The organism is Gloeocapsopsis sp. IPPAS B-1203 (assembly GCF_002749975.1).
Taxonomy (GTDB): Bacteria; Cyanobacteriota; Cyanobacteriia; order Cyanobacteriales; family Chroococcidiopsidaceae; genus Gloeocapsopsis.
In genome coordinates, this window is the sequence record NZ_PEIG01000003.1 from 168,312 (window position 1) to 194,241 (window position 25,930).

21 protein-coding genes and 2 pseudogenes are annotated in these 25,930 nt (G+C 41.6%); 14 read left to right on the forward strand and 9 right to left on the reverse strand.

What is annotated here, in order from left to right; genetic code table 11:
- Position 1 precedes the first annotated feature (1 nt).
- On the forward strand, positions 2-2,563 hold the full coding sequence (locus CSQ79_RS06805; protein WP_099700430.1) for a glycosyltransferase: 2,562 nt from the start codon (positions 2-4) through the stop codon (positions 2,561-2,563).
- 103 nt (positions 2,564-2,666) lie between these two features.
- On the opposite strand, the gene CSQ79_RS06810 is transcribed toward CSQ79_RS06805, so the two are convergent.
- Positions 2,667-3,848, reverse strand: coding sequence for an HhoA/HhoB/HtrA family serine endopeptidase (locus CSQ79_RS06810; RefSeq protein WP_099700431.1), 1,182 nt, complete (start codon positions 3,846-3,848; stop codon positions 2,667-2,669).
- 506 nt (positions 3,849-4,354) lie between these two features.
- On the opposite strand from CSQ79_RS06810, the gene CSQ79_RS06815 reads away from it, so the two are divergent.
- From CSQ79_RS06815 to CSQ79_RS06840, 6 genes and pseudogenes are all read left to right on the forward strand, one after another.
- Positions 4,355-5,194: a carbohydrate ABC transporter permease gene (locus CSQ79_RS06815; protein ID WP_289500742.1), complete on the forward strand. Its 840-nt coding sequence runs from the start codon at positions 4,355-4,357 to the stop codon at positions 5,192-5,194.
- Positions 5,195-5,207: 13 nt separating this feature from the next.
- Entirely contained in the window at positions 5,208-6,032 is an 825-nt protein-coding gene (locus CSQ79_RS06820; protein WP_099700681.1) for a carbohydrate ABC transporter permease, read from the forward strand.
- 42 nt (positions 6,033-6,074) lie between these two features.
- Positions 6,075-6,833, forward strand: a complete 759-nt coding sequence (locus CSQ79_RS06825; protein WP_099700433.1) for a YebC/PmpR family DNA-binding transcriptional regulator — start codon at positions 6,075-6,077, stop codon at positions 6,831-6,833.
- Between the two features lie 86 nt (positions 6,834-6,919).
- Complete coding sequence (locus CSQ79_RS06830) at positions 6,920-8,158, forward strand: FAD-dependent hydroxylase (RefSeq protein ID WP_099700434.1); 1,239 nt, start codon at positions 6,920-6,922, stop codon at positions 8,156-8,158.
- 119 nt (positions 8,159-8,277) lie between these two features.
- Positions 8,278-9,132: a DUF72 domain-containing protein gene (locus CSQ79_RS06835; protein WP_099700682.1), complete on the forward strand. Its 855-nt coding sequence runs from the start codon at positions 8,278-8,280 to the stop codon at positions 9,130-9,132.
- A gap of 166 nt (positions 9,133-9,298) precedes the next feature.
- Positions 9,299-9,998 (forward strand): annotated as a pseudogene (locus CSQ79_RS06840) (Uma2 family endonuclease).
- A gap of 36 nt (positions 9,999-10,034) precedes the next feature.
- On the opposite strand, the gene CSQ79_RS06845 reads toward CSQ79_RS06840, so the two are convergent.
- Both CSQ79_RS06845 and CSQ79_RS06850 read right to left on the reverse strand, forming a co-directional pair.
- Positions 10,035-10,739, reverse strand: a complete 705-nt coding sequence (locus tag CSQ79_RS06845) for a hypothetical protein (protein ID WP_143755432.1) — start codon at positions 10,737-10,739, stop codon at positions 10,035-10,037.
- Between the two features lie 104 nt (positions 10,740-10,843).
- Entirely contained in the window at positions 10,844-11,704 is an 861-nt protein-coding gene (locus tag CSQ79_RS06850) for a helix-turn-helix domain-containing protein (protein WP_099700436.1), read from the reverse strand.
- A 411-nt stretch (positions 11,705-12,115) separates the two neighbouring features.
- Between CSQ79_RS06850 and CSQ79_RS06860 the strand changes: the two genes are divergently transcribed.
- From CSQ79_RS06860 to CSQ79_RS28825, 3 genes are all read left to right on the forward strand, one after another.
- Positions 12,116-13,633, forward strand: a complete 1,518-nt coding sequence (locus CSQ79_RS06860; protein WP_099700438.1) for an acyl--CoA ligase — start codon at positions 12,116-12,118, stop codon at positions 13,631-13,633.
- 69 nt (positions 13,634-13,702) lie between these two features.
- Positions 13,703-14,677 carry a 2-dehydropantoate 2-reductase gene (locus CSQ79_RS06865; protein WP_099700439.1) on the forward strand — a complete coding sequence of 325 codons (975 nt, stop codon included), beginning with the start codon at positions 13,703-13,705 and terminating at the stop codon, positions 14,675-14,677.
- Between the two features lie 31 nt (positions 14,678-14,708).
- Positions 14,709-14,855, forward strand: coding sequence for a DUF6887 family protein (locus tag CSQ79_RS28825; protein WP_502693916.1), 147 nt, complete (start codon positions 14,709-14,711; stop codon positions 14,853-14,855).
- Here the strand turns inward: CSQ79_RS28825 and CSQ79_RS06870 are convergent.
- From CSQ79_RS06870 to CSQ79_RS06885, 4 genes and pseudogenes are all read right to left on the reverse strand, one after another.
- Positions 14,796-15,794: an alpha/beta fold hydrolase gene (locus CSQ79_RS06870; protein ID WP_099700440.1), complete on the reverse strand. Its 999-nt coding sequence runs from the start codon at positions 15,792-15,794 to the stop codon at positions 14,796-14,798. The two genes, CSQ79_RS28825 and CSQ79_RS06870, sit on opposite strands and share 60 nt — an antisense overlap.
- Positions 15,795-15,877: 83 nt before the next feature.
- Positions 15,878-17,458 (reverse strand): annotated as a pseudogene (locus CSQ79_RS06875) (gamma-glutamyltransferase family protein).
- A complete protein-coding gene (locus tag CSQ79_RS06880) occupies positions 17,458-18,702 on the reverse strand; it encodes an EcsC family protein (protein WP_099700441.1) in 1,245 nt (414 codons plus the stop codon). Before CSQ79_RS06880 ends, CSQ79_RS06875 begins: the two are co-directional and overlap by 1 nt.
- Before the next feature lie 251 nt (positions 18,703-18,953).
- The gene (locus tag CSQ79_RS06885; protein ID WP_143755433.1) at positions 18,954-19,604 is read right to left on the reverse strand and encodes a hypothetical protein; all 651 of its coding nucleotides are present in this window, start codon (positions 19,602-19,604) and stop codon (positions 18,954-18,956) included.
- Positions 19,605-19,909: 305 nt separating this feature from the next.
- On the opposite strand from CSQ79_RS06885, the gene CSQ79_RS06890 reads away from it, so the two are divergent.
- Both CSQ79_RS06890 and CSQ79_RS06895 read left to right on the forward strand, forming a co-directional pair.
- Positions 19,910-21,499: a glycoside hydrolase family 57 protein gene (locus CSQ79_RS06890; RefSeq protein ID WP_099700443.1), complete on the forward strand. Its 1,590-nt coding sequence runs from the start codon at positions 19,910-19,912 to the stop codon at positions 21,497-21,499.
- Between the two features lie 37 nt (positions 21,500-21,536).
- Positions 21,537-22,007, forward strand: coding sequence for a VOC family protein (locus CSQ79_RS06895; RefSeq protein WP_099700444.1), 471 nt, complete (start codon positions 21,537-21,539; stop codon positions 22,005-22,007).
- Positions 22,008-22,012: 5 nt separating this feature from the next.
- Here the strand turns inward: CSQ79_RS06895 and CSQ79_RS06900 are convergent, their stop codons facing one another.
- Both CSQ79_RS06900 and CSQ79_RS27480 read right to left on the reverse strand, forming a co-directional pair.
- Positions 22,013-23,215: an FAD-dependent oxidoreductase gene (locus CSQ79_RS06900; protein WP_099700445.1), complete on the reverse strand. Its 1,203-nt coding sequence runs from the start codon at positions 23,213-23,215 to the stop codon at positions 22,013-22,015.
- Between the two features lie 33 nt (positions 23,216-23,248).
- Entirely contained in the window at positions 23,249-23,503 is a 255-nt protein-coding gene (locus CSQ79_RS27480) for a hypothetical protein (RefSeq protein WP_289500746.1), read from the reverse strand.
- On the opposite strand from CSQ79_RS27480, the gene CSQ79_RS06905 reads away from it, so the two are divergent.
- Positions 23,490-24,464 (forward strand): ABC transporter substrate-binding protein, encoded by a 975-nt coding sequence (locus tag CSQ79_RS06905; RefSeq protein ID WP_289500747.1) that lies wholly within the window; start codon positions 23,490-23,492, stop codon positions 24,462-24,464. The genes CSQ79_RS27480 and CSQ79_RS06905 overlap by 14 nt on opposite strands.
- 169 nt (positions 24,465-24,633) lie before the next feature.
- Positions 24,634-25,872, forward strand: a complete 1,239-nt coding sequence (locus CSQ79_RS06910) for a 5'-methylthioadenosine/S-adenosylhomocysteine nucleosidase (protein ID WP_099700447.1) — start codon at positions 24,634-24,636, stop codon at positions 25,870-25,872.
- The last annotated feature ends 58 nt before the right edge of the window (positions 25,873-25,930 follow it).

Genomic DNA, 25,930 nt, shown 5'->3' on the forward strand with positions numbered 1-25,930 from the left:
TATGACTTTATTCAATTTAAAGCGACAACGCCACAAATTTTCATTGGCAAATTGGCTAGTTGAAGATCTACCACAGCAGTTTGATCGAGCATTAGAAAAGCTAGAAATTCGCCATCTTAAGTGGCTTATTCTACCACTTTTGCTGCTGTCTGTACCATTGATTACGACACCATTAGCAGTTTGGCAGCAAGGTGTTGTTACGGTAATTTTGATTGCAGTTGGTCAAATTATTGTTCGTGCCGAGCAAAATAACCCCTCAAAATCTCGTAGCGAGTACTTGCACTTATTTATGGTGTGGCTAAGTCTGGTGACAACGCTGCGCTATCTGTTCTATCGAACTTCTTATACGCTCAATTTTAATAACTGGATTAATGGTATCAGTTGTGTTCTGCTCTATGGAGCCGAGTTGTACGCAGTTTTGACACTGGTACTGGCTTATTTTCAAACACTGAAAATTAAAGATCGCGAACCAGTAGATCTTAAGACAATTCCACAAATACAGTGGTTCACAGTTGATATTTATATTCCTACCTATAACGAAAGCGTTGATATTGTCCGTAAAACGGCATTAGGTGCATTAGCTACCGATTATCCAGCAGATAAGAAACGGGTATATATTTTAGATGATGGTCGTAAATTTCCGGAACGTCGAGAAGAGTTACGCTTGATGTGCGATGAAATCGGCTGTACGCTACTCACGCGAGAGAATAACGATCATGCTAAGGCAGGAAATATTAACACTGCATTTCGCCACACCCAAGGCGATCTAGTACTGATCTTAGACTGCGATCACGTTCCGGCGCGAGATATTCTCCAGAAAACAGTCGGCTTTTTCTATAATCCTAAAGTTTCTTTGGTGCAGACACCACACTGGTTTTACAACCCCGATCCATTTGAACGTAACTTATTGACAGGAGGTAAAGTTCCAGTAGGAAATGAACTGTTTTACAAGGTATTGCAAAAAGGTAATGATTTTTGGAATGCTGCCTTTTTCTGCGGTTCAGCGGCGGTGATTCGCAAAGAACACGTCATGCAAATTGGTGGAATTGCAGTAGAAACTGTGACTGAAGACTGTCACACGTCCTTACGCTTGCATTCTTTGGGGTATGAGACAGTTTACTACGACAAAATTATGGTGGCGGGTTTAGCACCAGAGAAGTTGGCAGCTTATGTTGGGCAACAGGTGCGCTGGGCGCGGGGAATGGCGCAGATTCTGCGGTTGGAAAACCCGATGTTTAACCCAAAATTGAAGTTGACGTTACCACAACGAATTTGTTACTTTTCGGCAACATCGCACTTTTTCTATGGCTTTCCGCGATTGATGTATGCGATCGCTCCTACGCTATTTTTACTATTTAGCATCAATCCCATTCGCGGTTTAGGTTTAGAAACTCTCGCCTATGCTTTACCGCACATTCTTCTCGGTTTAAATACCAACCACCTGACTTACAAACACGTCCGCTTTTCTTTCTGGAATGAAATCTTTGAATTTGTCATGTCTTACCAAGCGGGACTTGTCACACTTTTAGCGCTGATTAACCCGAAACTTGGTTCTTTCAACGTTACAGATAAAGGACAAACTGTTGATAAGCGCACTTTTGATTGGCAATCGGCACGTCCGTTATTGTTTGTCACTGCACTTGTTGTAATATCACTGCTTGCTGTTCCTTTCTGGTTATTACTTCGCCCTGAAGATAGTGAAGCTGTTTTAGTTAACGCTTTGTGGTGTGTGTTTAACTTGATTTTATTAGTAGCTGCTTGTCTTGTTGCTTTTGAACAACCACAATTACGTTCTTCACACCGTTTACAGCGTCATCTGGGTGCAGTGATTTACAGTGCAGATCAAAGCGTTCCTGGAATTACCGTAAATATCTCGGAAACTGGGGCATTAATTGCGCTAGATTCTTGGGCTAACTTACCGGATGAGGTGGAAGTTGAAGTGATTGGCGATTATGGTGCTAGGGCATTTCTCAATGGCAGAATTGTTCGCTGGACACCAGTTAATGATACTCAAATTCATGTAGTCATTGATTTCATTAATCCTACCCGCACTCAGTTGGATAATTTAGTATTAGTTATCTATTCTGATGTAAAAGAGTGGTACGGGCAAAAGCGAGAAATTGTCGATCAACCTTTCAATTCGTTTAAGTTTCTCGCTACAAGTCTCACGCGTTCCTTCCGAGATTTCAAACCAGAACGGAGTGTGCAAAAGGTACGCAAACAAGTTCAAACGACAGCACAAATATATTGGGAAGGGCAATTTTATGCAGGAGAAGCAACTGAATTGGGAACTAGCAGTTTAAAACTTGAGTTAGTTTGTAATTCTGCCTCTTCAGAAAAGCAGCTACAACAGCAGGATATTGAAAAGATGAGGCAACAGAAACCCGTAGTAGGCTTGCTCTTAGAGAGTACTAATTCGGCAAATCGTTTCTTGGCTCAGATTACTCATGTAGAAGTTAGCTCCAAAAACAGCGGCTCATCTGTCATCATTGAGTTACAGTTTCCTGAGCAGTTCAAACAAAAGCAAGGCGAAAAAATCAAGGAGTTGTTACAAATTTTATAACAAAGTATGGGGCAGGCAAGAGACCTACCCCACTCGTTTTTTATGTGTAATGACTCACTCTGTTATCCCAATTCAAGTTCTGCATTTCAATTACGAATTGGTATTAGTATTTGTCTTCTAGTTCGCCAGTGCGCACTGAGAGTTGTTGAGTCTTGTTATTCCGCTGAACTTTGATTTGCAGGGTTTGACCTACTTGGCTGTTATCTACAATGCTTTGCAGTTCCTCAGCAGTAGCTACGGGTTGACGGTCAACTTGTACAATAACATCTCCGCGACGTATTCCTCCAGCGGCGGCAGGAGAATTAGGAACAACTCGGACTACGAGTACGCCGCTGATTTCTGGGACATCAATTGGAGAATTAGGATCGCTGTTATTTTGCTTAGCTAGCTGTGGAGTAACAGTAACCATTTGCACTCCCAAAAAAGGATGAGCAATTTTTTCTCCACGCATGAGTTGATCTTTAATTGCTTTGGCTTTATCTATAGGAATAGCAAAACCAATACCCATTGCATCTGCACGAATTGCGGTATTAATTCCGATGACTTCACCGCGTTCATTTAACAACGGTCCCCCAGAATTACCAGGGTTGATCGCAGCATCTGTTTGAATAAACTCTAGGCGTTTATTAAAAATGCCAACTTCACGACTGGAACGTTTTAAGGTACTAACGATTCCTAAGGTGACTGTATTATCTAATCCCAATGGATTACCAACGGCGATCGCCCAATCTCCTACTTGTACTGTACTCGAATCTCCTAATGGTGCGACTGGTACGTCACCTCCAGCATCAATCTTCACTACAGCTAAATCTGAAACTTCATCAACACCTTGTACTGTGCCTTCAAAGGTGCGTCCGTCTTTAAGTTGTACTGTAACTCGATCTGCTTGGTTGACAACGTGGGCGTTGGTTAAAATTTCACCGCTAGGATCTATAATGACGCCTGAACCCAATCCTCGTAAAGTTTCTGAGGGCATTTGTTGCGAAAAACCATCGCCAAAGAAGCGGCGAAAGAAAGGATCTTCCAAAAATGGTTCAGGAACCTGACGTGTCACCGTACGTTCAGTATCGATGCGTACTACTGCAGAACCAACACGATTGACTGCTGCTGTGACAAAGCTATTTGATGTAATTGGGGCTTTTGCTTGAATGCTAGGGTTATCTTCAGCGATTGGTGCTGCCTGGCATGGTAACACTCTTACGGTGCTGACTGCCAAAATGACTCCTAGTGCGATCGCTAGTATATAAGTACTAGCTTGACGCATTAACGATGATTTCGCGTGCATACTTGTATCGTTTCTACTAGCTTTCTATTTTATGACTACTATGTTTTGATTTTGGCTCAAACTTGAGCCTTTGTGGTGCTTTGCTACTTTTGATTCACATGACTTTGGACTCTAAGCCCAAACTTACAGAAGTTTAAGCTTCAGAGCATAGTTATTATTCCCACTTTTTGGCAGAATTTAATAACCAGACTGCAGGTGTTTGGGTTGTGAGTGTTTTATTAACAAACCTTACTAGGTATAGAGAAGCCACTTCTGTGCGGAGGTTTCCTCCGTTAAAACAAGTGGTGTTTCACAGAGAACAAATAAGGAGGAATACAGTTTATTTTAAATTACTGCGGGTTGATTTAATTTGAACATAATTATTAGATGCAAAGCAGTTAAATACTTCTTCCTAATCTAATCTTGTTTTATAGTTTTTAGCTTAAATTTATTTTAAAGATATGACTGTTTTTAGTAAAAAAAGCTTTTTAAACACGAATAGTGAAGCTGTTAGTGGATATATGTTTATGACTCCTACTTTTTTAATTATGGGAGTTTTCTTAATTTTACCTATTGTGTTGGCAATGGTTTTTGCATTTTACAGAATTCAACCATTAGGAGATGTCATTTATACCTTTAGAGGTTGGCGTAACTTTTTACGAGCATTTAGTGATGAACGTGTCAGAATTGCTTTGAAAAATACAGCGGAGTATGTAGCGATCGTTGTTCCTACACAAACTCTACTAGCTTTAATTTTAGCATTAATTCTCAATACTAAAATTAAAGGAAAAAACTTTTTCAGAATTCTATTTTTTCTTCCAACTGTAACTTCATCAGCTGTTTTAACACTTATTTTTATGTGGATTTGTAACTCAAATGGATTGCTTAACCGCTTATTGCATTTTTTAGAATTACCCACATATAACTGGCTTGGCGATCCTAATGTGGCACTCAAAGCAATTATGTTGATGAATATTTGGGCGACTGCACCACTCTTTATGGTGATTTATTTAGCAGCAATGCAAGATATTCCAGAAACACTTTATGAAGCAGCAACTTTAGATGGAGCAAGTGCATGGGATAAACTAGTTTGTCTTACTTTACCTTTTTTGCAACCTGTGACTTTTTTTATTATTGTGATGGGAATTGTAGGGACTTTTCAGTTATTCGATCAATCTTATATTTTTTCGCGTGGTTCAGGTGGACCAAATAATTCAACGCTGACAGTTGTTTTACTTATTTATCAATATGCTTTTAGAATTCTTGATATGGGGTATGCAGCAGCTTTGGCACTGTTGTTAGCCTTAATTATTATGACTGTTACTTTAGTTCAGCGCCTTTGGATAAAAGAGGAAAAGTTTAATTAACATGTTTATGAATATGAAATTGTTTTGGGCTGCACCTGTTTTATATACAATTTTGATTTTTTATTCTGTTCTAACACTTCTACCTTTTGCTTGGGCGCTATCTGCTTCATTTAAACCATTAGCAGAAATTGTTTCAGGGGTAGATAGTTTAATTCCACAGCAATTTACAATAGAAAATTATCAACAAGTTTTTACTCAAGAGCCTTTATTTTTGAGGTGGTTTTTTAATAGCGTATTTGTTGCTGTATGTGTAACAATAGGAAATTTGTTATTTAACTCTATGGCAGGGTATGCTTTAGCTCGAATTCGTTTTCCTGGCAATCAAATATGGTTTTTTATTATACTAGCTGTTTTAATGGTTCCTGGACAAGTTACTTTAATTCCTACTTTCTTAATATTAAAAAATTTAGGATGGTTAAATTCATATCAAGGTTTGATTGTTCCTAGCATTGTGAATGCCACTTTCATTTTTATGATGCGGCAGTTCTTTATTAATTTTCCTAAGGAATTAGAAGAAGCAGCAGCATTAGATGGATTGGGTTATTTAGAAACTTTTTTTCGAGTTGTGTTGCCATTAGCAAAACCAGCTTTAGCTGCACAAGCAATTTTTATATTTATGGGGGCGTGGAATAATTTTTTAACTCCTTTACTAATTTTGTCAGATCCAGAAATGTTTACTTTACCACTAGGATTAAATACATTTAAGGGACAGTACATTAGTTATTGGAATTACATCATGGCAGCATCAATGATTTTTACATTGCCAGCTTTGTTGATCTATGCCTTTTTTAATCGATACTTTATTCAAGGAGTGACTTTTACAGGAGGTAAGGGGTAATTAATTGTTTAAACTGAAATTAGGTTGTGAAGATTTTTCGTTATGGCAGGACATAGTAAATGGGCAAATATTAAGCGACAAAAGGCGCGGGTAGATGCAGTTAAAGGAAAAACTTTTACGCAATTGTCGCGGGCAATTATTGTAGCTGCTAGAAATGGCGTACCCGATCCCGCTGGGAATTTTCAGCTACGAACAGCAATTGAAAAAGCAAAAGCTGCTGGAATACCAAATGATAATATTGAACGGGCGATCGCCAAAGGTGCAGGTACTTATGCAGATGACTCTGCACAACTTGAGGAAATTCGGTATGAAGGCTATGGTTCTGGTGGTGTGGCAATTTTAATTGAAGCGTTGACTGATAACCGCAATCGTACTGCTGCTGACTTGAGAGCCGCATTTAGTAAAAATGGTGGTAATCTCGGTGAAACAGGTTGTGTCAGCTGGATGTTTGCCCAAAAAGGGGTAGTGATACTCTCTGGTGCGATTGATGAAGAGAAACTGTTAGAAGCATCGTTGGAGGGTGGCGCTGATTCGTATGAAATTGCAGAGGATGATACGGCTGAAGTATTTGCAGATGTAGGTAATTTAGAAGATCTCAGTCAATATCTAAAACACGAAGGTTTTGTAGTGGATGATGTGGAGTTACGCTGGATTCCTAGCAATAGTATAGAAGTTAGTGATGTAGAACAAGCGCGATCGCTGTTGAAATTAATTGATACTCTCGAATCTCTTGATGACGTGCAAAATGTGACTGCTAACTTTGAAATGGCAGATCAACTGATGGAGTTAAGTGTGACTTAAGTCAATGTCCTTGATTATCTGAGGGCGATCGCGTAACAATTAAGAAAAGTAAACAATGTGTTAGCTAGTTGTAAATTTTACTAACAATGGTGCTGGAGTTGGAGCAAGCGGTTTGTCCTCAGTTGGACTATGACTATGACTTAGCGATCGTCGGTGGTGGTATTGTGGGGCTGACACTGGCGTGTGCATTGCAAGATTCTGGATTGCAGGTAGCGGTAATCGAAGCAAAACAGCATTCTGTCGCAGCGTCTAAAGGACAAGCTTATGCAGTTCACCAACTGGCAGCACGAATCTTTGAGGGAATTGGTGTTTGGGACAAAATGTTACCCAACATTGCCCAGTATCGCCGAGTGCGGCTTTCTGATGCTGATTACCCTGGTGTCGTTGAATTTCAAACCACAGATTTAGGCACTGATGTTATTGGTTATGTGGCAGAACACCAAGCACTGTTAGCACCGTTGCAGGAATTTATGCAGGGATGCTCTAATATTACCTACCTGTGTCCGGTGGAAGTCGTAAAAACACAATATCAACCAGATGGTGTAGAGATTACAGCTTCTGTAAATGGTGAGTTGCAGACTATGCGTACTAAGTTACTTGTAGCCGCTGATGGGGCGCGATCGCGCATTCGTAATGCCGCAGGAATTAAAACTCGTGGTTGGCAATACTGGCAGTCGTGTATTGTTGCTTTTGTGAAACCAGAAAAGCTTCATAATGATACCGCTTATGAACGGTTTTGGTCGAGTGGTCCATTTGCTATTTTACCGTTACCAGGAAACCGTTGTCGAATTGTCTGGACAGCACCGCATGAAGAAGCAAAGGCTTTATTCGCATTAGATGACGAACAGTTTTTAGTAGAGTTGCAACGCCGTTATGGCGATCAGATGGGGAAATTGGAACTTGAAGGCGATCGCTTTATGTTTCCGGTGCAGTTGATGCAGAGCGATCGCTATGTCTTACCCCGATTGGCTTTAATTGGCGATGCAGCGCATTGTTGTCATCCGGTAGGAGGTCAAGGTTTAAACTTGGGTGTGCGTGATGCAGCGGCTTTAGCGCAGGTGTTGCAAAATGCGTACAAGAGTAGCCATGATATCGGTAGTATTCAGATATTACAGCAATATGAACGTTGGCGCAAGCGGGAAAATCTGACAATTTTAGGTTTTACTGATTTGTTGGATCGGATGTTTTCTAACGATTGGTTGCCGTTGGTAGTCGTGCGACGGTTGGGTTTGTGGATGTTGCGACGAATTCCAATGTTTAGGGTTTATGCGTTGCAGTTGATGATTGGATTGCGGGGGCGTTTGCCTCAATTGGCGCAGAGGTAGTGGAGAGAGCAGAGGAAGCAGAGGAGATATAGATATGATTTGACTTACTTCCATTACCTATTACCCATTACCATTTACCAGCCTTTACGTTGCTTGATTTTTACCTAATTACAAATTTAATTATGTTCCGTCTTGGGTGTGCGGTGTGGTCTTATAAGGGTTGGGTTGGTGATTTTTATCCGGCGGGGAGTCGGGCGAGTGAGTTTTTGCGGCTTTATAGTCGGCGATTAACGACGGTTGAGGGAAATACGACTTTTTATGCTACGCCTGATCCTGAAACAGTGGCGCGGTGGGCTGCTGATACACCGTCGGGGTTTGAGTTTTGTTTGAAGTTGCCGCGAGAGTTAACGCATCAAGGATTGTTGGAACCTGCGATCGCTGGTGCGTTGAGTTTTTTAGAACAGATGCGGGGTTTGGAAAGTCGCTTAGGACCAATTTTTGCCCAGTTACCACCGCGATATGGTCCTGAATTTTGGGAAGATTTGACGATTTTTTTGAATGCTTGGGCGCAGGAAAAGGCAGAATTAGCTCTAGAGGTGCGTCATCCTGACTGGTTTACGGAACCTTATAGAAGTCTACTTAATGATTTGTTGGAAGATTTGGGTATTGGGCGTGTTTTGCTTGATTCGCGTCCGATTTATGATACACCTGAAGATGTGGAGATTCTTGTAGAACGTCGCAAGCCTCAGTTACCTTTGCAATTGAGTGTGACTGCATCTTTTAGTTTGATTCGGTTTATTAGTCATCCGCAGCAGGAGTTGAATCAAAGCTTTTTGCAAGAGTGGGTGAGTGTTGTTGATGAGTGGTTGCGTCAAGGGAAACGAGTGTATTTTTTTGTGCATTGTCCGCAAGAAGTGCGATCGCCTGGAAATGCACGGTATTTTCAACAGATGTTGGAACAGCAAGATGTCTCGGTTCCGCAGCTTCCTTGGGATAATGTTGATGATACTCCTACGCAACTGAGTTTGTTTTAGATCAGCTTGGTGAATAAATTCGCAGCTAAAAAACTAAGTTCACCTCCGTGGACTAATGTGAAAATAAGAGTGATAAAGCTCTGTATGGTTTGAGACATAATTAAAGCAGTTCCCATACAGAAGTGTCCGATTCATCCCTGCTCTTTGCAGATTTAGCAGGCAATCTATGAGCAATCAACCGAGTGGCGATCGCGTAAGTAGCACGAATGTGGGATATGGTACTCCAACTCACTTAGCATTGTCTCCAGAGCAGCGGTTAACTTTATATGATGTCAGTTGGGATACTTATGAGAAGTTGCTAGAAGCATTTGGCGAACATCGGGCAGCACGGCTGACTTATGATCGGGGAGTACTAGAATTCATGGTTCCACTGGAAGAACATGAAAATCCTAGTGACTTAATTGGCGTTTTTATTCGCACTCTAGTTGAAGAGAGTGGTTGGAATATCAAAAGCTTAGCATCGACGACTCTCAAGCGTGAAGACTTGAAAAAGGCAGCCGAGCCAGATAAATGCTATTATATCCAAAACGAATCCTTAGTTAGAGGCAGAACGATCGACCTCAACTTTGACCCACCGCCGGATTTAGTAGTGGAAGTAGATATTACTCACACTGATATAGATAAGAATGCGCTCTATGCTCACTTAGGGATACCAGAATTTTGGCGCTATGATGGTGCGGTTCTTAGAATTTATCAGCTTCTAATTGGGAGCATATCAAGAAGTATCTACTAGCCCTACATTCGGTTGGTTACAGAAGGAAATGTTTTATCATTTTTTGGAGCAATGCCGTACTCAAGGAGAAGCTCAAGCCAATCGGCAACTTCGTTCCTTAGTGCAAGCACAGCTAGCAAAATTGTCCGATTAGCTGCGATTTCAACCGAATCAGCTCTTTTCTAAAAAATTAGCAGATATTTTTCACGACATCGTAAAGACCATGTTCATTATCAGCATAAGTTTGCCAGTAATTAGTTTCTTTGTCAAAACCAGGTTGTTGACCGAGTGACTCGAAATCTGCACGACTATTCCAACGGGCGAGTAAAGCAATTATCGATTTGTCTGTGCTAGGACACATCGCCGCCCACTGCAATCCTGGAATCATTTGTAGTACACTGGGCATCTCTTGAGTAACGATTGTTGCAAGTTCAGATTGATCTTGACCTGGCTTCATCTTAAATTGGCTAAGCATGATAACATCCCCTTGATTGAAACTTGGCGATGTTGTTCGCGTTTCGGTATGTTGAACTTGGCAAGCAAAGGTTTGCGGTGTCTGCGTGGCAACGTTTATTACGTGTTCTTTGGCGTATGATTGAAAGCTAGATAATTTACCTTTCCATTGAGATAGTGCAATGACTTGTGTACCATCTTGGGCTTTGAGAATTGCAGAGTCTTGAAAACCAGGAGTTTTGGAAAACTTCGGTTCGGCTTGGGAAACTTCAGAAAGAACTTTCGCTTGATTTGAGGTTGTGGGATAAACTGTGATAACGTTAACAACTTCGTTGGTGGTGTTTAGAGAAATACCTGTCTCAGCTTGTGCCGCATTTGGCATTCCTGTGAGAATACCAAGTATTAATAATGCGATCGCTGCAATTTTATGAAACTTACGCATAAATAAACTCAGCATAGAACCGCTTGATACGTGTTTGATAAATAAGACTACAAAGCTTACACTGCATCTGTATAGTCGTTTTTTGCGATTTTAGAAGATTCTTGCTATTTCATTAAAAATTGTTTTGGCGTCACTCCCGTAAGGCGCTTAAAGTGTCTGCCAAATTGACTTTGGCTAGCGAATCCAACTTGCAAAGCAACATTGATAATGTGCTGAGTGTGCATCAATAATTCTTGGGCGCGTTCAATACGGCATTTGATGAGATACTGATAGGGAGAGTAGCCTGTAGACTGTTTGAATAGTCGGGCAAAGTAATATTGGCTCATACCGAGTTCAGATGCGATCGCACTCAATGAGATATCTTCTGCTAAATGAGCCTGAATATAATCAATTGCTTGTTGTAGCTTATGGTTAGGTAAACCACCAGTATAAGAGCGAATGTTGTGCTTTTGTGTTGAGTATCGTCGTAAGATATGAACTGCTAAGGCATTTGCCATAGCTTCAGCATAAAGGCGATCGAGTCGATTTGATTTTAGTTCTGCTTTGAGTGCTAAACCGATTTGTTGCAGTAGGGAATCGCGAACTCTTAATTGTGGTGTAATTTCAATACGTTCTAGATCGACATCAGATCCAGCAGAAGTCAGAAGTTGTGGTTCAAGGCGAAGTAACAAGAATTCTGCATCAGTATTCCAAGACAATTTGCGATGTGTGTGAGGAGGCGTCAGCATGATGTCGCCTTGGGTTAAATACGTAGGGTTTTGTCGCCCATCAAGGATGCGTTCTAATTGAATAGGTTGTCCAAGATGAATGCTTACAAGATAATGAGGAAGACAACATTCAGACGATTCCTTTGCAGGTTGATAGTGTTGTTCAACACGCACAAGATTGGATACTTCTAGACTTGATAAAATTGGCGATCGCGGCACAATTTGTAAGTGAGACTTTGCACTAATATCTTGATTCATACTTTGTACGTATTTGCATAAGTGTTGTACTAGAACAAAAGCGATCGCCTAGCTATGTTAAAAACAAATTAGTAAATAAACGAACCACATCCTCTGCGGTTCGTTTCAAAAATAGTTTACAACATACAAAGAATTGTGGCATTGCTGAATCAATGTTGAATCAATGTATGAATCGTTAAGCAACCGCACTTGTATAAGCCCCCTAAATCCCCCACAAGTGGCGGACTTTGAAAATTTGATTTCCCCGCCCCCTCTCGGTCTCCCCAATTCTGGGGGAGAAGATAAGGAAAAGCGTTTGTTCACGGGGGTAAGGGGGCAAATCATACTCCTATTCAGCAACACACAAAGAATTGCTATAGTACTAAAAAATCTTAAAGATAGGTGCAACTATCGCAATTTAAAAGAAATCTTATGACTTCACTTAAATCAGTAACATTATTTAATCTACTAACAGGAGAAGAAAATCATCCAGCAATAGTTGCACCCAATAAACCGAGTTTAACTTATAGACAAGTACGCCAACAGATTATAGAACTTGCTGAGCAGTTAAACAACTTTGGAATTAAACGCGGATCGCGAATTGCGATCGCCATGCCAAATAGCCCTGAAATGATCTTAACTTACCTTGCAGCAGCAACGTGTGGTACAGCAGCCCCACTTAATCCTAAATATAAACAAGAGGAATTTGCGTTTTATTATCAAGACACGCAGGCGATCGCCTTAATTGTTTTAGGAGATGGTATTGCAGCAGCGCAAGCGGCGGTAACTTCTGAGATGATGTTAATTCAAGCAACACCAAAATCTGATGGTACGTTGTCTTTACACAAGATTCAAGGTCAAGAATATCCACCGCGAACAATTGAACAAACAGAATCAGAAGATGTGGCGATGATTTTACATACCAGTGGTACTACGAGTCGCCCCAAGCGCGTACCAATTAAACATCGCAATCTTGCAGCGTCAGCACACAACATCATTAGTACTTACAACTTAAGTGATAGCGATCGCGCTTTATGTATTATGCCGCTGTTTCACGTCCACGGAATTGTTGCTTCAATGCTATCTACCTTAGCATCAGGAGGAACTGTCATTTGTCCTACCGGCTTTAATGCAATGGAGTTTTGGCGGATTTTAAGCGAGTCTCAACCAACATGGTACTCAGCAGTACCAACAATGCATCAACTAATACTAGCAAGGGCTGAACGAAATCAAGAAGCGATCGCCGCAAGTCGTTTAAGGTTTATTCGTTCGAGTAGTTCCTCACTACCTCCAGTTGTTTTAGAACGCTTGGAAGCTACTTTCAATGCTCCAGTACTAGAAGCATACAGCATGACGGAAGCAGCGCATCAAATGACTTCTAATCCGCTACCTCCGAGTACGCGCAAACCTGGAAGTGTTGGTTCTGGGTTCGGTGTAGAAGTGGGAATTATGGATGAAGATGGCAAATTGCTATCGTCAGGGCAATTGGGTGAGATAGTCGTTAAGGGTGCAAATGTGTTTGATGGTTATGAAAATAACTCAGAAGCTAATGCTAAGGCTTTTAGAAACGGTTGGTTTCGTACTGGCGATCAAGGCGTGATTGATGCAGATGGCTATCTTGCTTTGACTGGGCGCATCAAAGAGTTGATTAACCGAGGTGGAGAAAAGATTTCTCCTGTAGAAGTTGATCATGTTTTACTGCGTCATACTGCTGTTGCAGAAGCCCTTTCATTTGCTGTACCGCATAAAACTTTAGGTGAGGATATCCATGCAGCGGTAGTTTTAAAAGATAATACAGTAAGCGAACAAGAATTGCGCCAACATTGTTCAGAACTTCTTGCAGAATTTAAAGTTCCCCGTCAATTGCATATTCTAGAAGAATTACCACGAGGTGCAACGGGTAAATTGCAACGGTTGAATATGGCAAAGTTGCTGAAACTGGAAGATTGATATCATTTCTAGTTATTCAATTAGAATATCCTTGAGTTATTAACCACTAGCCACTAGTCACTAATCACGATGAAAATTTGTATTGTTGGTGCAGGTGCTATTGGAGGATATATTGGTGCTAAGTTGGCGCTTGCTGGCGAACAAGTTACTTTAATTGCACGCGGGGTGCATCTGCAAGCTATACAGGAAAAAGGTTTAACGCTACGTAGTGCAGATGGTACAGAAGAGTTAGTTAAACATGTTGTTGCGACGCAAGATATTGCTGCTGCTGGAACTCAAGATGTCGTGATTGTGGCGTTGAAAGCGCAGAGTGTACCAAGTGTTGCGGCTAGTTTAACTGCGTTGTATGGTGATGAAACTGTTGTTGTTACTGCCCAAAATGGCGTTCCCTGGTGGTATTTTCGTAAACTAGATAGTCCTTTTGCTGATTATTGCATTCAGTCTGTCGATCCTCAAGGAGTTGTGGAAGCGCATATTCCTGTCGATCGCGTGATTGGGTGTGTGGTGTATCCTGCTGCTGAACTTGCAGCCCCAGGAGTAGTACAACATATTGAGGGCGATCGCTTTTCTTTGGGCGAACTGGATAGTACTAAGAGCGATCGCATTCAACAACTATCGCAAAGTTTTCGTCAAGCTGGAATCAAAGCCCCTGTTCGCAACCAAATCCGCAATGAGTTGTGGGTGAAACTGTGGGGAAATTTAGCTTTTAATCCCATTAGTGCGTTAACTAGATGCACATTAGAAGAGATTTGTCAATATTCTTTGACGCGAGAACTGGCAAAAAATATGATGCTTGAAGCGCAGGCGATCGCAGAAAAACTGGGAGTTGAGTTTGGTATTTCCCTAGAGCAACGTATCGAAGGAGCAGAAAAAGTAGGCGCACACAAAACCTCGATGTTACAAGACATTGAAGCGCACAGATCGACTGAAGTGGATGCGATCGTTGGTGCAGTTGCAGAACTCGGAAAATTAACGCAGACACCAACTCCTTATATTGATGCGATTTATGCGAGTGTTAAATTACTTGAAAAATCCGTAATTTGAACAGAAGCAAAGAGGTGCTGTGATGAGTTTAATGGATTATGCAGCAATGTCTTATCAAGAGTTGAGGCGTTATTTTCTGACTCATCAAGATGATACTGCTACATTTCCAACACGGTTGTTATGGAGTACTACCACAAAGCACTTGTTCCACAACTTGACGAATTGCATCAACGACTAACTCTGGTTTATCGAGTTGGATTGCGTGTCCACTTTCGCGAGCAATAATATGAATGCCTTGGGGGGACTCACTAGCCAAATCTGCATGTAATTCTTGCAGTTTCTGAAGCACATCTTGGGTTATATCGAAGTCTGGCTTTCCAGACGACAAGACAATTAGAGGGATGTCAGGAAATGGCTTTATCTTTCGTGCTTGTTCAACCTGGCTCATGCTTATTGATACCGCAGCTGACTCTTGAGCAAAGGTTTTGCCAAACTGTGTTTGAGAATAGAGTGCTTTAGCAAGAGGTTGCATTGAAGGTGGAAATTTTTGAAATAGACCAGCCGCCATAGGCAAAGAATCAAAAGCGACAAGCAAACGAAGCAGCCCGATACGAGCTATAATCGGCACTACATGAGTTAAAAATCTTTCAAGTCGTTGGTTCAATTCAACCCATTCGACTGGTGTCTCCTCATACATTCTCTCATGAGCAACATCCACTAAAACCATCCCTGCAACTTCTTCTGGATAGCAATAGGCAAATAAGCGACTAAATAAACCACTTAAAGACATTCCCACTAAGACATATGGCGGCTCAATTTCAACCTCTCTCAAAAGTTGCCGCAACTCACTAACAACTTGTTCAGCCGTGCGTGATTCTGAACTTATATCACTCCAGCCATAACCCGCTCTATCGTAGGTTAAAATCCTCGCAAATTTAGCCACTTCAGGCTGCACTAGTTGCCAATCTAAGTGAGTGCCTCCGGTTCCACTATCTACAACGACTGTTAAGTGACCTTCACCCATAATTTGATAGTGCCAAGTTTTACCATTGATTTCAATTAATTTTCCAGATGGCGGAAACTTTCGGCGATCGCGACTTGTGGCAAGTGCTTGATAAATGACTCCAAACCCGACTACTCCAATCATTACCCCAAGGGGTACAATAAGCCATAGCATCTTGTTGATTCCTCAAGCGTCAGTCCGTTTGCAATTGTCTTACTTGGTCATTGTCTGGCTTTTTGCTCTACGTCGAAAAATCTTTAACCTGCTAATGCAATACCGTCTGCACGCGGTTCAGAAGCAGCTACTAAGGTTTCTCCTTGTCGTAAGATGATTTGACCTTTACCAAAGTTGCGGCGTTCGGCAATAATTTGAATATCGTGTCCGCGATCGCCTAATGCTAGGGCAACAGATGATGGTACTGTGGATTCTAATAACACAGTCTTACCTGTCGTAAACTGCCAGCGAGGTGCATCTAAAGCCGCTTGGGGATTCATGCCGTAATCTGCTAAGTTAACTGCAACTTGAAGATGTCCTTGTGGTTGCATGTGTCCGCCCATAACACCAAATGGTCCTAGTGGGCGATTGTTTTGAGTAAGAAAACCTGGGATAATAGTATGAAATGGACGTTTTGCGGGTGCGATTTGATTTGGGTGTCCTGGTTACAACGTAAAACCTGCGCCGCGATTTTGTAAAGCGATACCTGTCTGGGGAACTAAAATTCCACTACCAAAACCCATGTAGTTTGATTGAATAAAAGATACCATTAAGTCGCGATCGGCAGTGGCAAGATACACTGTTCCGCCTTGGGGTAAATCTGATTGGGCAAATATGGCGTGTTCTTTAATTAACTGTCGTCTTTGCGCTGCATAAGTTTTATCAAGAAGGCGATCGCTTGTCACTTTCGTGTGTTCAGGATCGCCGACGTGGGCTTGAACGTCTGCAAAAGCGAGTTTCATTGCTTCAATTTGCAGATGATAACTTTGTACCGAATCGCGCGGGTAACGCGATAAATCAAAACCTTCGAGAATATTTAACGCCATTAAAGCAGCAATTCCTTGCGTGTTTGGCGGAATCTCCCAAACTGTTAAATCGCGATAATTTGTGGAAATTGGTTGTACCCATTCGGGTTGGTGATGAGTAAAATCTTTTGTTGTCAGTGTTCCTCCAGTATCAGCAGCAAAATCAGTAATTTTTGCGGCTAAATCTCCACGATAGAAGCTTTCTCCTCCTGTTACAGCAATTTCTTTTAAAGTTTTGGCGTGTGCTAAACTTCCCCAAATTTCACCTGCACGAGGGGCGCGACACGAAGGAAAAAACACTTGTTTAAATGCTTGAAATTCTGGAGCATCCAGTGATAATAAGTAAGATGCGGCTTGCCATGCTCTTGCCGTTTCCGGAGATACAGGAAAACCTTGTTCAGCATAACGAATGGCTGGGGCAAACAATTGCTCAAATGGCAGTTTACCCCAACGTTCCCACAGCGATCGCCACGCAGAAACTGCCCCTGGTACTGTCACCGTTAACCAGCCTACAAGGGGAATTTGCGTAATGTTATCAAGCTGAAGGTTTTGCGGACTTTTACCTGATGCATTCAATCCATGTAATTGTCCATCCCATACTAAGGCAAAGGCATCAGAACCAATGCCATTAGAAGTTGGTTCGACGACTGTAAGGGCGATCGCCATCGCTAACGCCGCATCAACCGCATTACCCCCAGCCCAAAACATCTCCATTCCAGCCAAAGTTGCTAAGGGTTGACTGGTACTAGCAGCGTAGTTCTTTCCCAGAATCACCCGTCGCGAGGAAGCATAAGGGTATTGAGTTAAGTCGAACGACATTAAGATTGACCTTGATTCACTGTTGCTTGAATTGAGTTTAAGTCAAGATCGAACTTATCAGCGATCGCTTCCATAATTCGTGCTGCTTCGGGTGTGATAATGCCATCTTTTTGAGCAATTCTATAACACTGTGCCAACAAAGGAATTGCAAAATCGCGATTAAGTTGGTTTAAAAGTGTTTCTAGAGGTTGGGGTGATTTGATGTTGTTACCAATGCTTGCGAGTGAAGATTCACTGAAATGAAGGTTTTTTAATTCAGGGAGAATCTCTTCCCAGGATTTCTCTGGGTGAGTTGCTAGGATCATGTGTACGAGAACTTGATCCATGACAGCTTCTTGGGCGATCGCCGTTTCAGCATAGCGATCGCTTTGTTCTTTTATGTCTGCGAGTGTTTCCTCAGAATCGATTGAGGTATTGTTATCTAACTTAGCCTCATAAAAGCGACAAGCTGCATATCCTACTGAATACATAATTGCCGCATTAGAACTTGAACCAATCATTGCCCCAGCAAAGGGAATATTACGCAGTAAGCCTAAGCCTGCGGTACGCAATAAACGTCCACCACCTAATGCTAAACCGAAGATTGCTAAAACTTCACCTTTACGTGCTGGTTCTTTTAAATCAAGTCCGTAAGCAGCTGCAATCTGGTACACCATTTCTGCTTGCAAGCGTGTCGTTGCAGCTAAATCAACTGCAAGCAATGCTAAAGCCGCACCTGGGAGAATACTACTTGCTAAACCAATTCCACCGGCGTATGTAGCTTTTTCCACCATGATGCGATGGGCGATTTCACTGGGTGACTCATGGGGATACTCTCGTTGTAACTTTCTCACTTCCTCGGTTGCTTTTGTGACATCAACGTTATCAGTTGCGCCGACTATCCATTGCAGATTGAGAACGCGAGAAAAGCGACGTACTAACCAGTTGTCGCCAACAAAGCTAACCGCTTCGCCAGCAGTTTGTGTTGCTTGAGAAATGAGATCGTGTGTTTGTTTTGTCGCTGCTTCACCAGCTTCTACTGCAGTTTGAGCCAGAGATAAGCCTGTTTGGGCAGCAGTCGTTGCTACTGCTACAGTGACATCACCAACTGTTTTGGCAAAGAAATCAAATAGTGATGCAGCATCAGATTTATCCTCTGTTTCTGTGTTTTTTGGAGAAGACGTGGAATTCTCAGTTTTTGGCGGAAGAATTGTCACTTCAATATCTGATGCATCGGATGCAGGCGATTGCTTGGGATCTGTCATAAGTAAACTTGATTTGAATTAACTTTACTTTCCTTGTAACGGAAATAATAGAGATAAAGCATCTACCTGTGATCGCATCTTAGCAAGTAACAAGACTGATCTTTGGTTTAGACTACCAAGTGAGTAGGCATAATTAAATACCACACTTTTTGTTACTGGGTAATGGGTAATGGGTAATGGGTAATGGGTAATGGGTAATTCTTAATAAGTATTTTTCCAATTACCAGTTACCAATGACCAATTACCAGCCTTTACTGAAGACGTCGATCTACTTTAGTTGCGACATCTTGAAGTGATGCTTGTGGTGTGGTGCGATTGAGTGACATGACTGCTGTAAATACGCCCACATTTCCCCGCCGAAAGCTACCAACATCAACTTGCGCCCTTTGATTTAATGCACCTATTGCGAGTGTCGCTCCTGCTGAAGAATTCCCAACATTTAAGCGATTTGGTTGGTGTTGGAGAAGATTAGCTGCAACACCAATTTGAGGTTGCAATTTAGCAAATAACTGTTGCCAATATTGTGGTTGTTCGACCTGTCTTAGATTAGCATCGAAGCGTAGTATGCTTAATGGTTGACTTGGTATTGTTGTCGTAAAGCCGGAAACAACTTCTAAGGTATTAGGGTTGACATAAACAAAGTAATCGTTGATTTGCAGATTTTGTTTCGTTAAAAGTGGCACGAATTGACTCAAGTAAGCTGCAAGTTGTGGTTTAAAAGCTGAAGGAACTTCTTCAAAACCTGCTGGTAAATCTTCGAGTCTGAGAGTAGCAGTTGATGTGGCTTGTTGTACTAATTGAGATGGTGGTGTGGCAGCATGGATGTTGTGAGGAGGGATAGCAACTATGGAAATTGCAGAGACTAAAGCAAGCGATCGCTTCCAGCTTTTACCAGTTTTCATTACAAAAAACATTCTTATATACAAACATGACTGACTTCTACTAGTGTCTCTATAGTTCCTGCACTTCAAGTAACTAAAATTCAGCACTACACAGTAAATCAACTAAATTAAATGTGGGATAGGTATCTTGCCTGTCTGGAACTAATAGATTATTGTTGTGTTGCTTTCACTGTTCTCAGTTCAACATCAAAGCTTTAGTGCAAAACAGGGCTTCTATGCGTCCCCATTTCGACATAAAATTTGTACAACATCCTGAGGTTCTCTCCATTACTGGTCTGTTCCTTAACCCATATTTTTAGATTGCTATGGCTATTGGCTACGTTGCCCTTGTTCTCCACGCCCATTTACCCTTTGTTCGTCATCCCGAAAGCGATTACGTACTCGAAGAAGAGTGGCTTTACGAAGCGATTACAGAAACATACATTCCCTTGCTGCAAGTCTTTGAAGGACTTAAGCAAGACGGTATAGATTTCAAAATTACGATGAGCATGACACCGCCATTGGTGTCGATGTTACAAGATCCGCTGCTGCAAGAGCGATACGATCATCACTTAGCCATGTTAGAAGAATTGGCTGAGTTGGAAGGGGAGCATAATACGCACAATGGTCATATTCGCTATTTAGCAGAACACTACGCAAGTGAATTCAACAAAGCACGTCAGTTGTGGGAACGCTATGATGGCGATTTGGTAACAGCATTTAAGCAGTTTCAAGATAGCAATAACTTAGAAATCATTACCTGTGGCGCAACTCATGGCTATTTGCCATTGATGAAAATGTATCCTCAGGCAGTTTGGGCACAAATTCAGGTAGCTTGCGAACACTACGAGCAAACTTTTGGTCGTGCGCCTAGAGGAATTTGGCTGCCTGAATGCGCTTACTATGAAGGCTTAGAGCGAATGTTGGCTGATGCTGGCTTGCGCTACTTCCTCACTGATGGACACGGTATTCTCTACGCCCGTCCGCGCCCGCGTTTTGGCAGTTATGCACCTATTTTTACTGAAACTGGTGTTGCTGCATTTGGACGCGATCACGAATCTTCACAGCAGGTTTGGTCATCAGAAGTGGGTTATCCTGGTGCGGCAGAATATCGCGAGTTTTATAAAGATCTTGGCTGGGAAGCTGATTACGAATACATCAAACCATACATCATGCCCAATGGACAGCGCAAAAATACGGGCATCAAATATCATAAAATCACTGGTCGCGGTTTAGGTTTATCGGATAAAGCACTTTACGATCCCTATTGGGCGCGGGAAAAAGCCGCAGAACACGCGGGTAATTTCATGTATAATCGCGAACGCCAAGTTGAGCATTTGCATGGGATGATGCATCGACCACCAATCATTGTGTCACCTTATGATGCTGAATTATTCGGTCACTGGTGGTATGAAGGTCCTTGGTTTATCGATTACTTGTTCCGCAAGTCTTGGTACGATCAAGGCACTTATCAAATGACGCACTTGGCAGATTATTTAGTTGCCAATCCAACACAGCAAATTTGTCAACCTTCGCAATCGAGTTGGGGTTACAAAGGTTTTCACGAATATTGGTTAAATGAAACCAATGCTTGGATTTATCCACACTTGCATAAAGCTGCGGAACGGATGATTGAACTATCACGCCGAGAACCTGCAGATGAACTAGAATGGCGGGCATTAAACCAAGCTGCAAGAGAAGTATTACTAGCACAATCATCAGACTGGGCGTTTATTATGCGCACAGGAACAATGGTTCCTTATGCAGTAAGAAGAACGCGATCGCATTTGATGCGTTTTAATAAACTCTACGAAGATATCAACATCGGTAAAATCGATAGCGGCTGGTTGGAAAAAGTAGAGTCAATGGACAATATTTTCCCTAAAGTTAACTACCGCGTGTATCGTCCGCTTTAAAATTCATGAGGGTGGGATATTCCCACCTTTTTTATTTATGGGCATTACAGGATTATTTCACATTGCCATCAAAACAAACGACTTAGACGCAACTATTGATTTTTATACTCAGTTAGGATTACGTAAAGTAGAGCGACCTGATTTTGGTTATCCTGGTGCTTGGTTGGCGTGTGCAACTCCTGGAGGCGAAGCAATTATCCATATTTATGCAGGAGGTGCAGCATTAGGAACAGAAGGAAAAGCACCCTTAGGAACCGCAGCAATTGACCACATTTCACTCACAGCGACAGGTTTCCATCAGTTTCGCCAAAAGTTTCAACAAGCCAATATAGAATGGCGTGAATTTATTGTTCCTGGAACAAATTTGTGGCAATTGTTTGTTTATGACCCCAATGGCGTGCAATTAGAGTTAACATTTGATGGTGCATTTGAAGAAGAACCGCAACCTGATATGTCACTAGGAAAAGCATACGTTGCAGGTAGTAACTTTTTTAAAGCTAGGAACTAATCATATTAATCACAATTAGGCGTGTCGCAATACAAACGCCTCAACTTTTCTAGAAATGAATTTTGAGTTTTTGCTTGCAGTTCCGTTATGGGGTTAGAACCAGCTAACAGCGAATCGCTAGCATCACGGGAGAACTGCTGGACAAATTTGATGCGATCGCGTCGTGTTGCTGTAAAACTCTCGACTAATGCAGGTACAGAGAAGTTTCGCTGATGTGCTAAATAACGACGCACTTGCGCCACAAAAAAACAACCATCTTCAAAAGCTTGCGTTGCGCCTTGTCCTAAAGTTGGAAACATGGCATGAGAGCTATCGCCTAAACATAGTATATGACCCCGTGCATCACCAAACGCTGGAGGAATTTCTTGAATTCTTGCCCAATGAATTTGTGCGATATTTTCGCAAATCGCAGCAACTAAAAACTCACAAACTTGACTATAGCCTTGCTGTGGTTTGTAGCATTGCCATAAAAAATCAGGTGATTTTGCTGTTTCTGGAATGACTAAATCAGCTGCAATAGGAAACGAACCTGCAATGTATACTTCATCTCCAGGAATACTAAAAGCAAGCAAGCGCGAACCATTGTGAAACCACTGCTGGTAATCATCAATTAATTGTGGTGTGTTGGGAACGAGTAAACGATAAATGCAAGTTCCTAAATGTGCAGGTTGGGGTGTATCAATAAATGTCTGTCGTACTTGGGAATAGCGTCCATCACAACCAAGAATAAGGTCAATTTCGTGAAATTGATGACGTTTTCCAGTAACTTGATCTGCAACAACTAAATATAAAGGTGCTGATGAGTGCGTATAACCCATCTCTACGACGGTGGTATTGTAATAAACGTTGGTCAGATGCGATCGCATTTGTCGATACAATTGTGACCAGCGAATCCGAATTCCAGGATTATCTGCTACTTGCAACAACGGTAAATCAAAAATCACTCTACCATCGGTTAACCCTGCTTTCCAGGAATTCCACGGCAAACTTGTTCCTGCTGTTTGCAATGCTGCTGCTAATTCAGGATCGATCTGTTGTAGGATTTTGAGTGCGTTTGGACCTACATTTAACCCTGTTCCTGCTAAAAGATTTTCTTCTGGTCCTTTTTCAATACAGAAAATTTCTACTTCTAATTGCTGCAATCCTCTCACAATCAAACAGCCAGCCACACCCGCCCCAATTACCGCAATTCGCAGTGGTTTGCTCATACTATTTGAATTAATTTACCTTTGCCTAAGCTCTCATTGAAAGCAGATGCGATCGCTGTATATTGCAATACAGAAACTTAGCAGTTGCCTCAACTTTAATGCGATCGCAGTCATTATCCGGTGATGATTCAAGGTGATCAAACGTTGTTCTCGTTTTATTCTCATTACCACATCCTTAATCCTCTTTTCTGGTTGCGGTTCACCTTCAGCAAATTCTCCGACAACCAACCCTGTTAGCCCCGCAGCTAGCCCTGCTGCAAATACGAATAATAACTTGACAAATGTCAATGTTCAGCTATCTTTTCTGTTTCAAAGTTTGGATGCACCCTTAGTTCTTGCTATCAATAAAGGGTATTTTGCCGAAGCAGGATTGAATGTTACCTACGAGCGAGGATTTGGCAACGTAGACACAATTAGTAAGCTTGGTGCAGGTGCATTTGATATTGCTTTTAGCGATATTTATAATACGCTGGAATTTAATGACAAAAATCCCAACGATAAAATCATAGCAGTTGCCGTTCCTTTTAATAAAGCACCTTTTGCCGTTCTCACTTTGGATCAGGCGATCGCCTCACCACAAAATTTAGCAGGTAAAACCCTCGGTGCACCAGCTGGGGATGGTCCGCGCAAATTATTTCCGCTATTTGCCAAAGAAACAGGAGTCGATCCAAATTCAGTTACTTGGACAACGATGGAACCAAGACTGCGCGAAACATTTCTCCTCCAAGGGAAAGTAGACGCCATTAGTGCTTTTTCGACTTCAGCTTTACCATCTTTACTCAAAGGTGGAAAAAGCATGGAAGATATTCAAGTTTTTTACTACAATGACTTTGGCTTAGACTTTTATGGCAACGCTATTTTAGCTAAAGAAAGTTTTATTCAACAAAATCCTGAAGTTATTCGCGGTTTTGTCAAAGCATATCTTAGAGGAATGCAAGATACCCTGAAAGATCCCAATGCAGCTTTAGATGCAGTTGTTGCAGCAGATCAAAGCAAATTAATTGATCGCGAAGCAGAGAAAGTTCGGTTACAAGTCGCACTTAATGACTTAATTATTACTCCTGAAGCAGAATCTCTTGGTTTAGGTGCAGTCGATCCACAGCGGTTACAAACATCAATTACACAAACAGTCGAGGGTTTTGGGTTAAAAAGTCAACCAACGGTTACAGATATCTTTACTGATGAGTTTTTACCACCCAAAGAAGAACGTATTTTACCACCACAAAATGAGCGACAACCGTTGTCTTAAGAACTGACAATAACGTCCATTTGAAAGTGCGATCGCACTTCTTTGGCAAGCATTATTTACTCTTAGAAAAAGTTTAAAAGCTACTATTTTTAAACTCTTTTAATCATAGTATTTGATTTGCTTAATAACAATACACAGCTCATCAAAACTTCTAAACAAGAAAGAAGCCGTGAAAAATCAAAAACTCAATTTCCATCCGCGTTGCTTTTATCTATTAGTTTGGCTTCTTGTTAGTGTCGCCCTACCCTTTAGCCGCACAAACGCCACACCAATTCAAGGAAAATGCGATGCAAGAACTGATCGAAAACCGAGATATGCTTTAATTTCTGCTTTTTCTGGAGAAGCCGATCGATTTATTAGTGAAATGCGCCGCAATAACAGCGAGAACCGCTATGAAGGCTGTGTCGTTATTAATGGTCATCGCTTTAGTAAGGGAAGATTGCGCGGTAAAGACGTTGTTGTTGTATTAACGAACATTAGCTTAGTTAATGCAACGATGGTTACGCAACTCACTCTTGATAAATTTAGAATAAGCAATATTATTTTTAGTGGTATTGCTGGTGGAGTTGGTGGAGTTGGTGCAAACGATGACGATCCCAACACTCCTAATGAAACACCTATTGGATCTGTCATTATTCCCAAACGTTGGGGTTTTCATCAAGAAATGTATTTTAATAACACTGCTGAAACTGTCCCCTGTGCAGCTATACCAGGACTTCAGCTAAATCACGTATTACAAGATCCTATCCAAGAAGCCGCAACGTGCAATTTTCTCTTTGGAATTGCAACGCAACCAGGACAAGCTAACCAAGAAACACTTTTTCAACCGGATGCAAAAAACGCATTTTTCCGCGATACTAACGTTAGTTCTGATAATACTCCACAGTACTACTTAGACAGAAATAACTTGCAACAACTGCGCCAAGTTCCCTTTCCAGGGATACCTGCATCAGAGAATCAAGAATTGAAGTTTTGGTTTTTAGTCGATCGACAGATGTATAAAACAGCGCGTAAACTTAATGTTGAGTTGCTAGATTGTCCGCAAGTCGATCAATTAGGTAGATGTACGACAACTCCTCTGGTTCCACCACAGTTAATTGTTGGTCAAAATGGATTGTCAGGTTCTACCTTTGTTGATAATGAGCAGTATCGGCGATTTGTTGCAAATACACTTAACTTTGACGAAAATGGCGATCGCAACGAAGATACAGATGTCTTAGTCCTCGATATGGAAACTACAGCTTCGGCAATGGTGGCATATTCTAACAATGTACCGTTTATTGCAGTACGCAGTGTTTCTGACTTAGCCGGTGGAAGTGAATCAGCAGCAGTACAACTTAATACTTTCTTTGCTGTTGCTGCCGAAAATCAAGCACGAGTTGTTTTAGCGTTACTAGACGCGCTGTAGAATTAGTTTTGGTAATGGGTGTAATAGGTAATCGGTAATGGGTTCAATACTCACATGA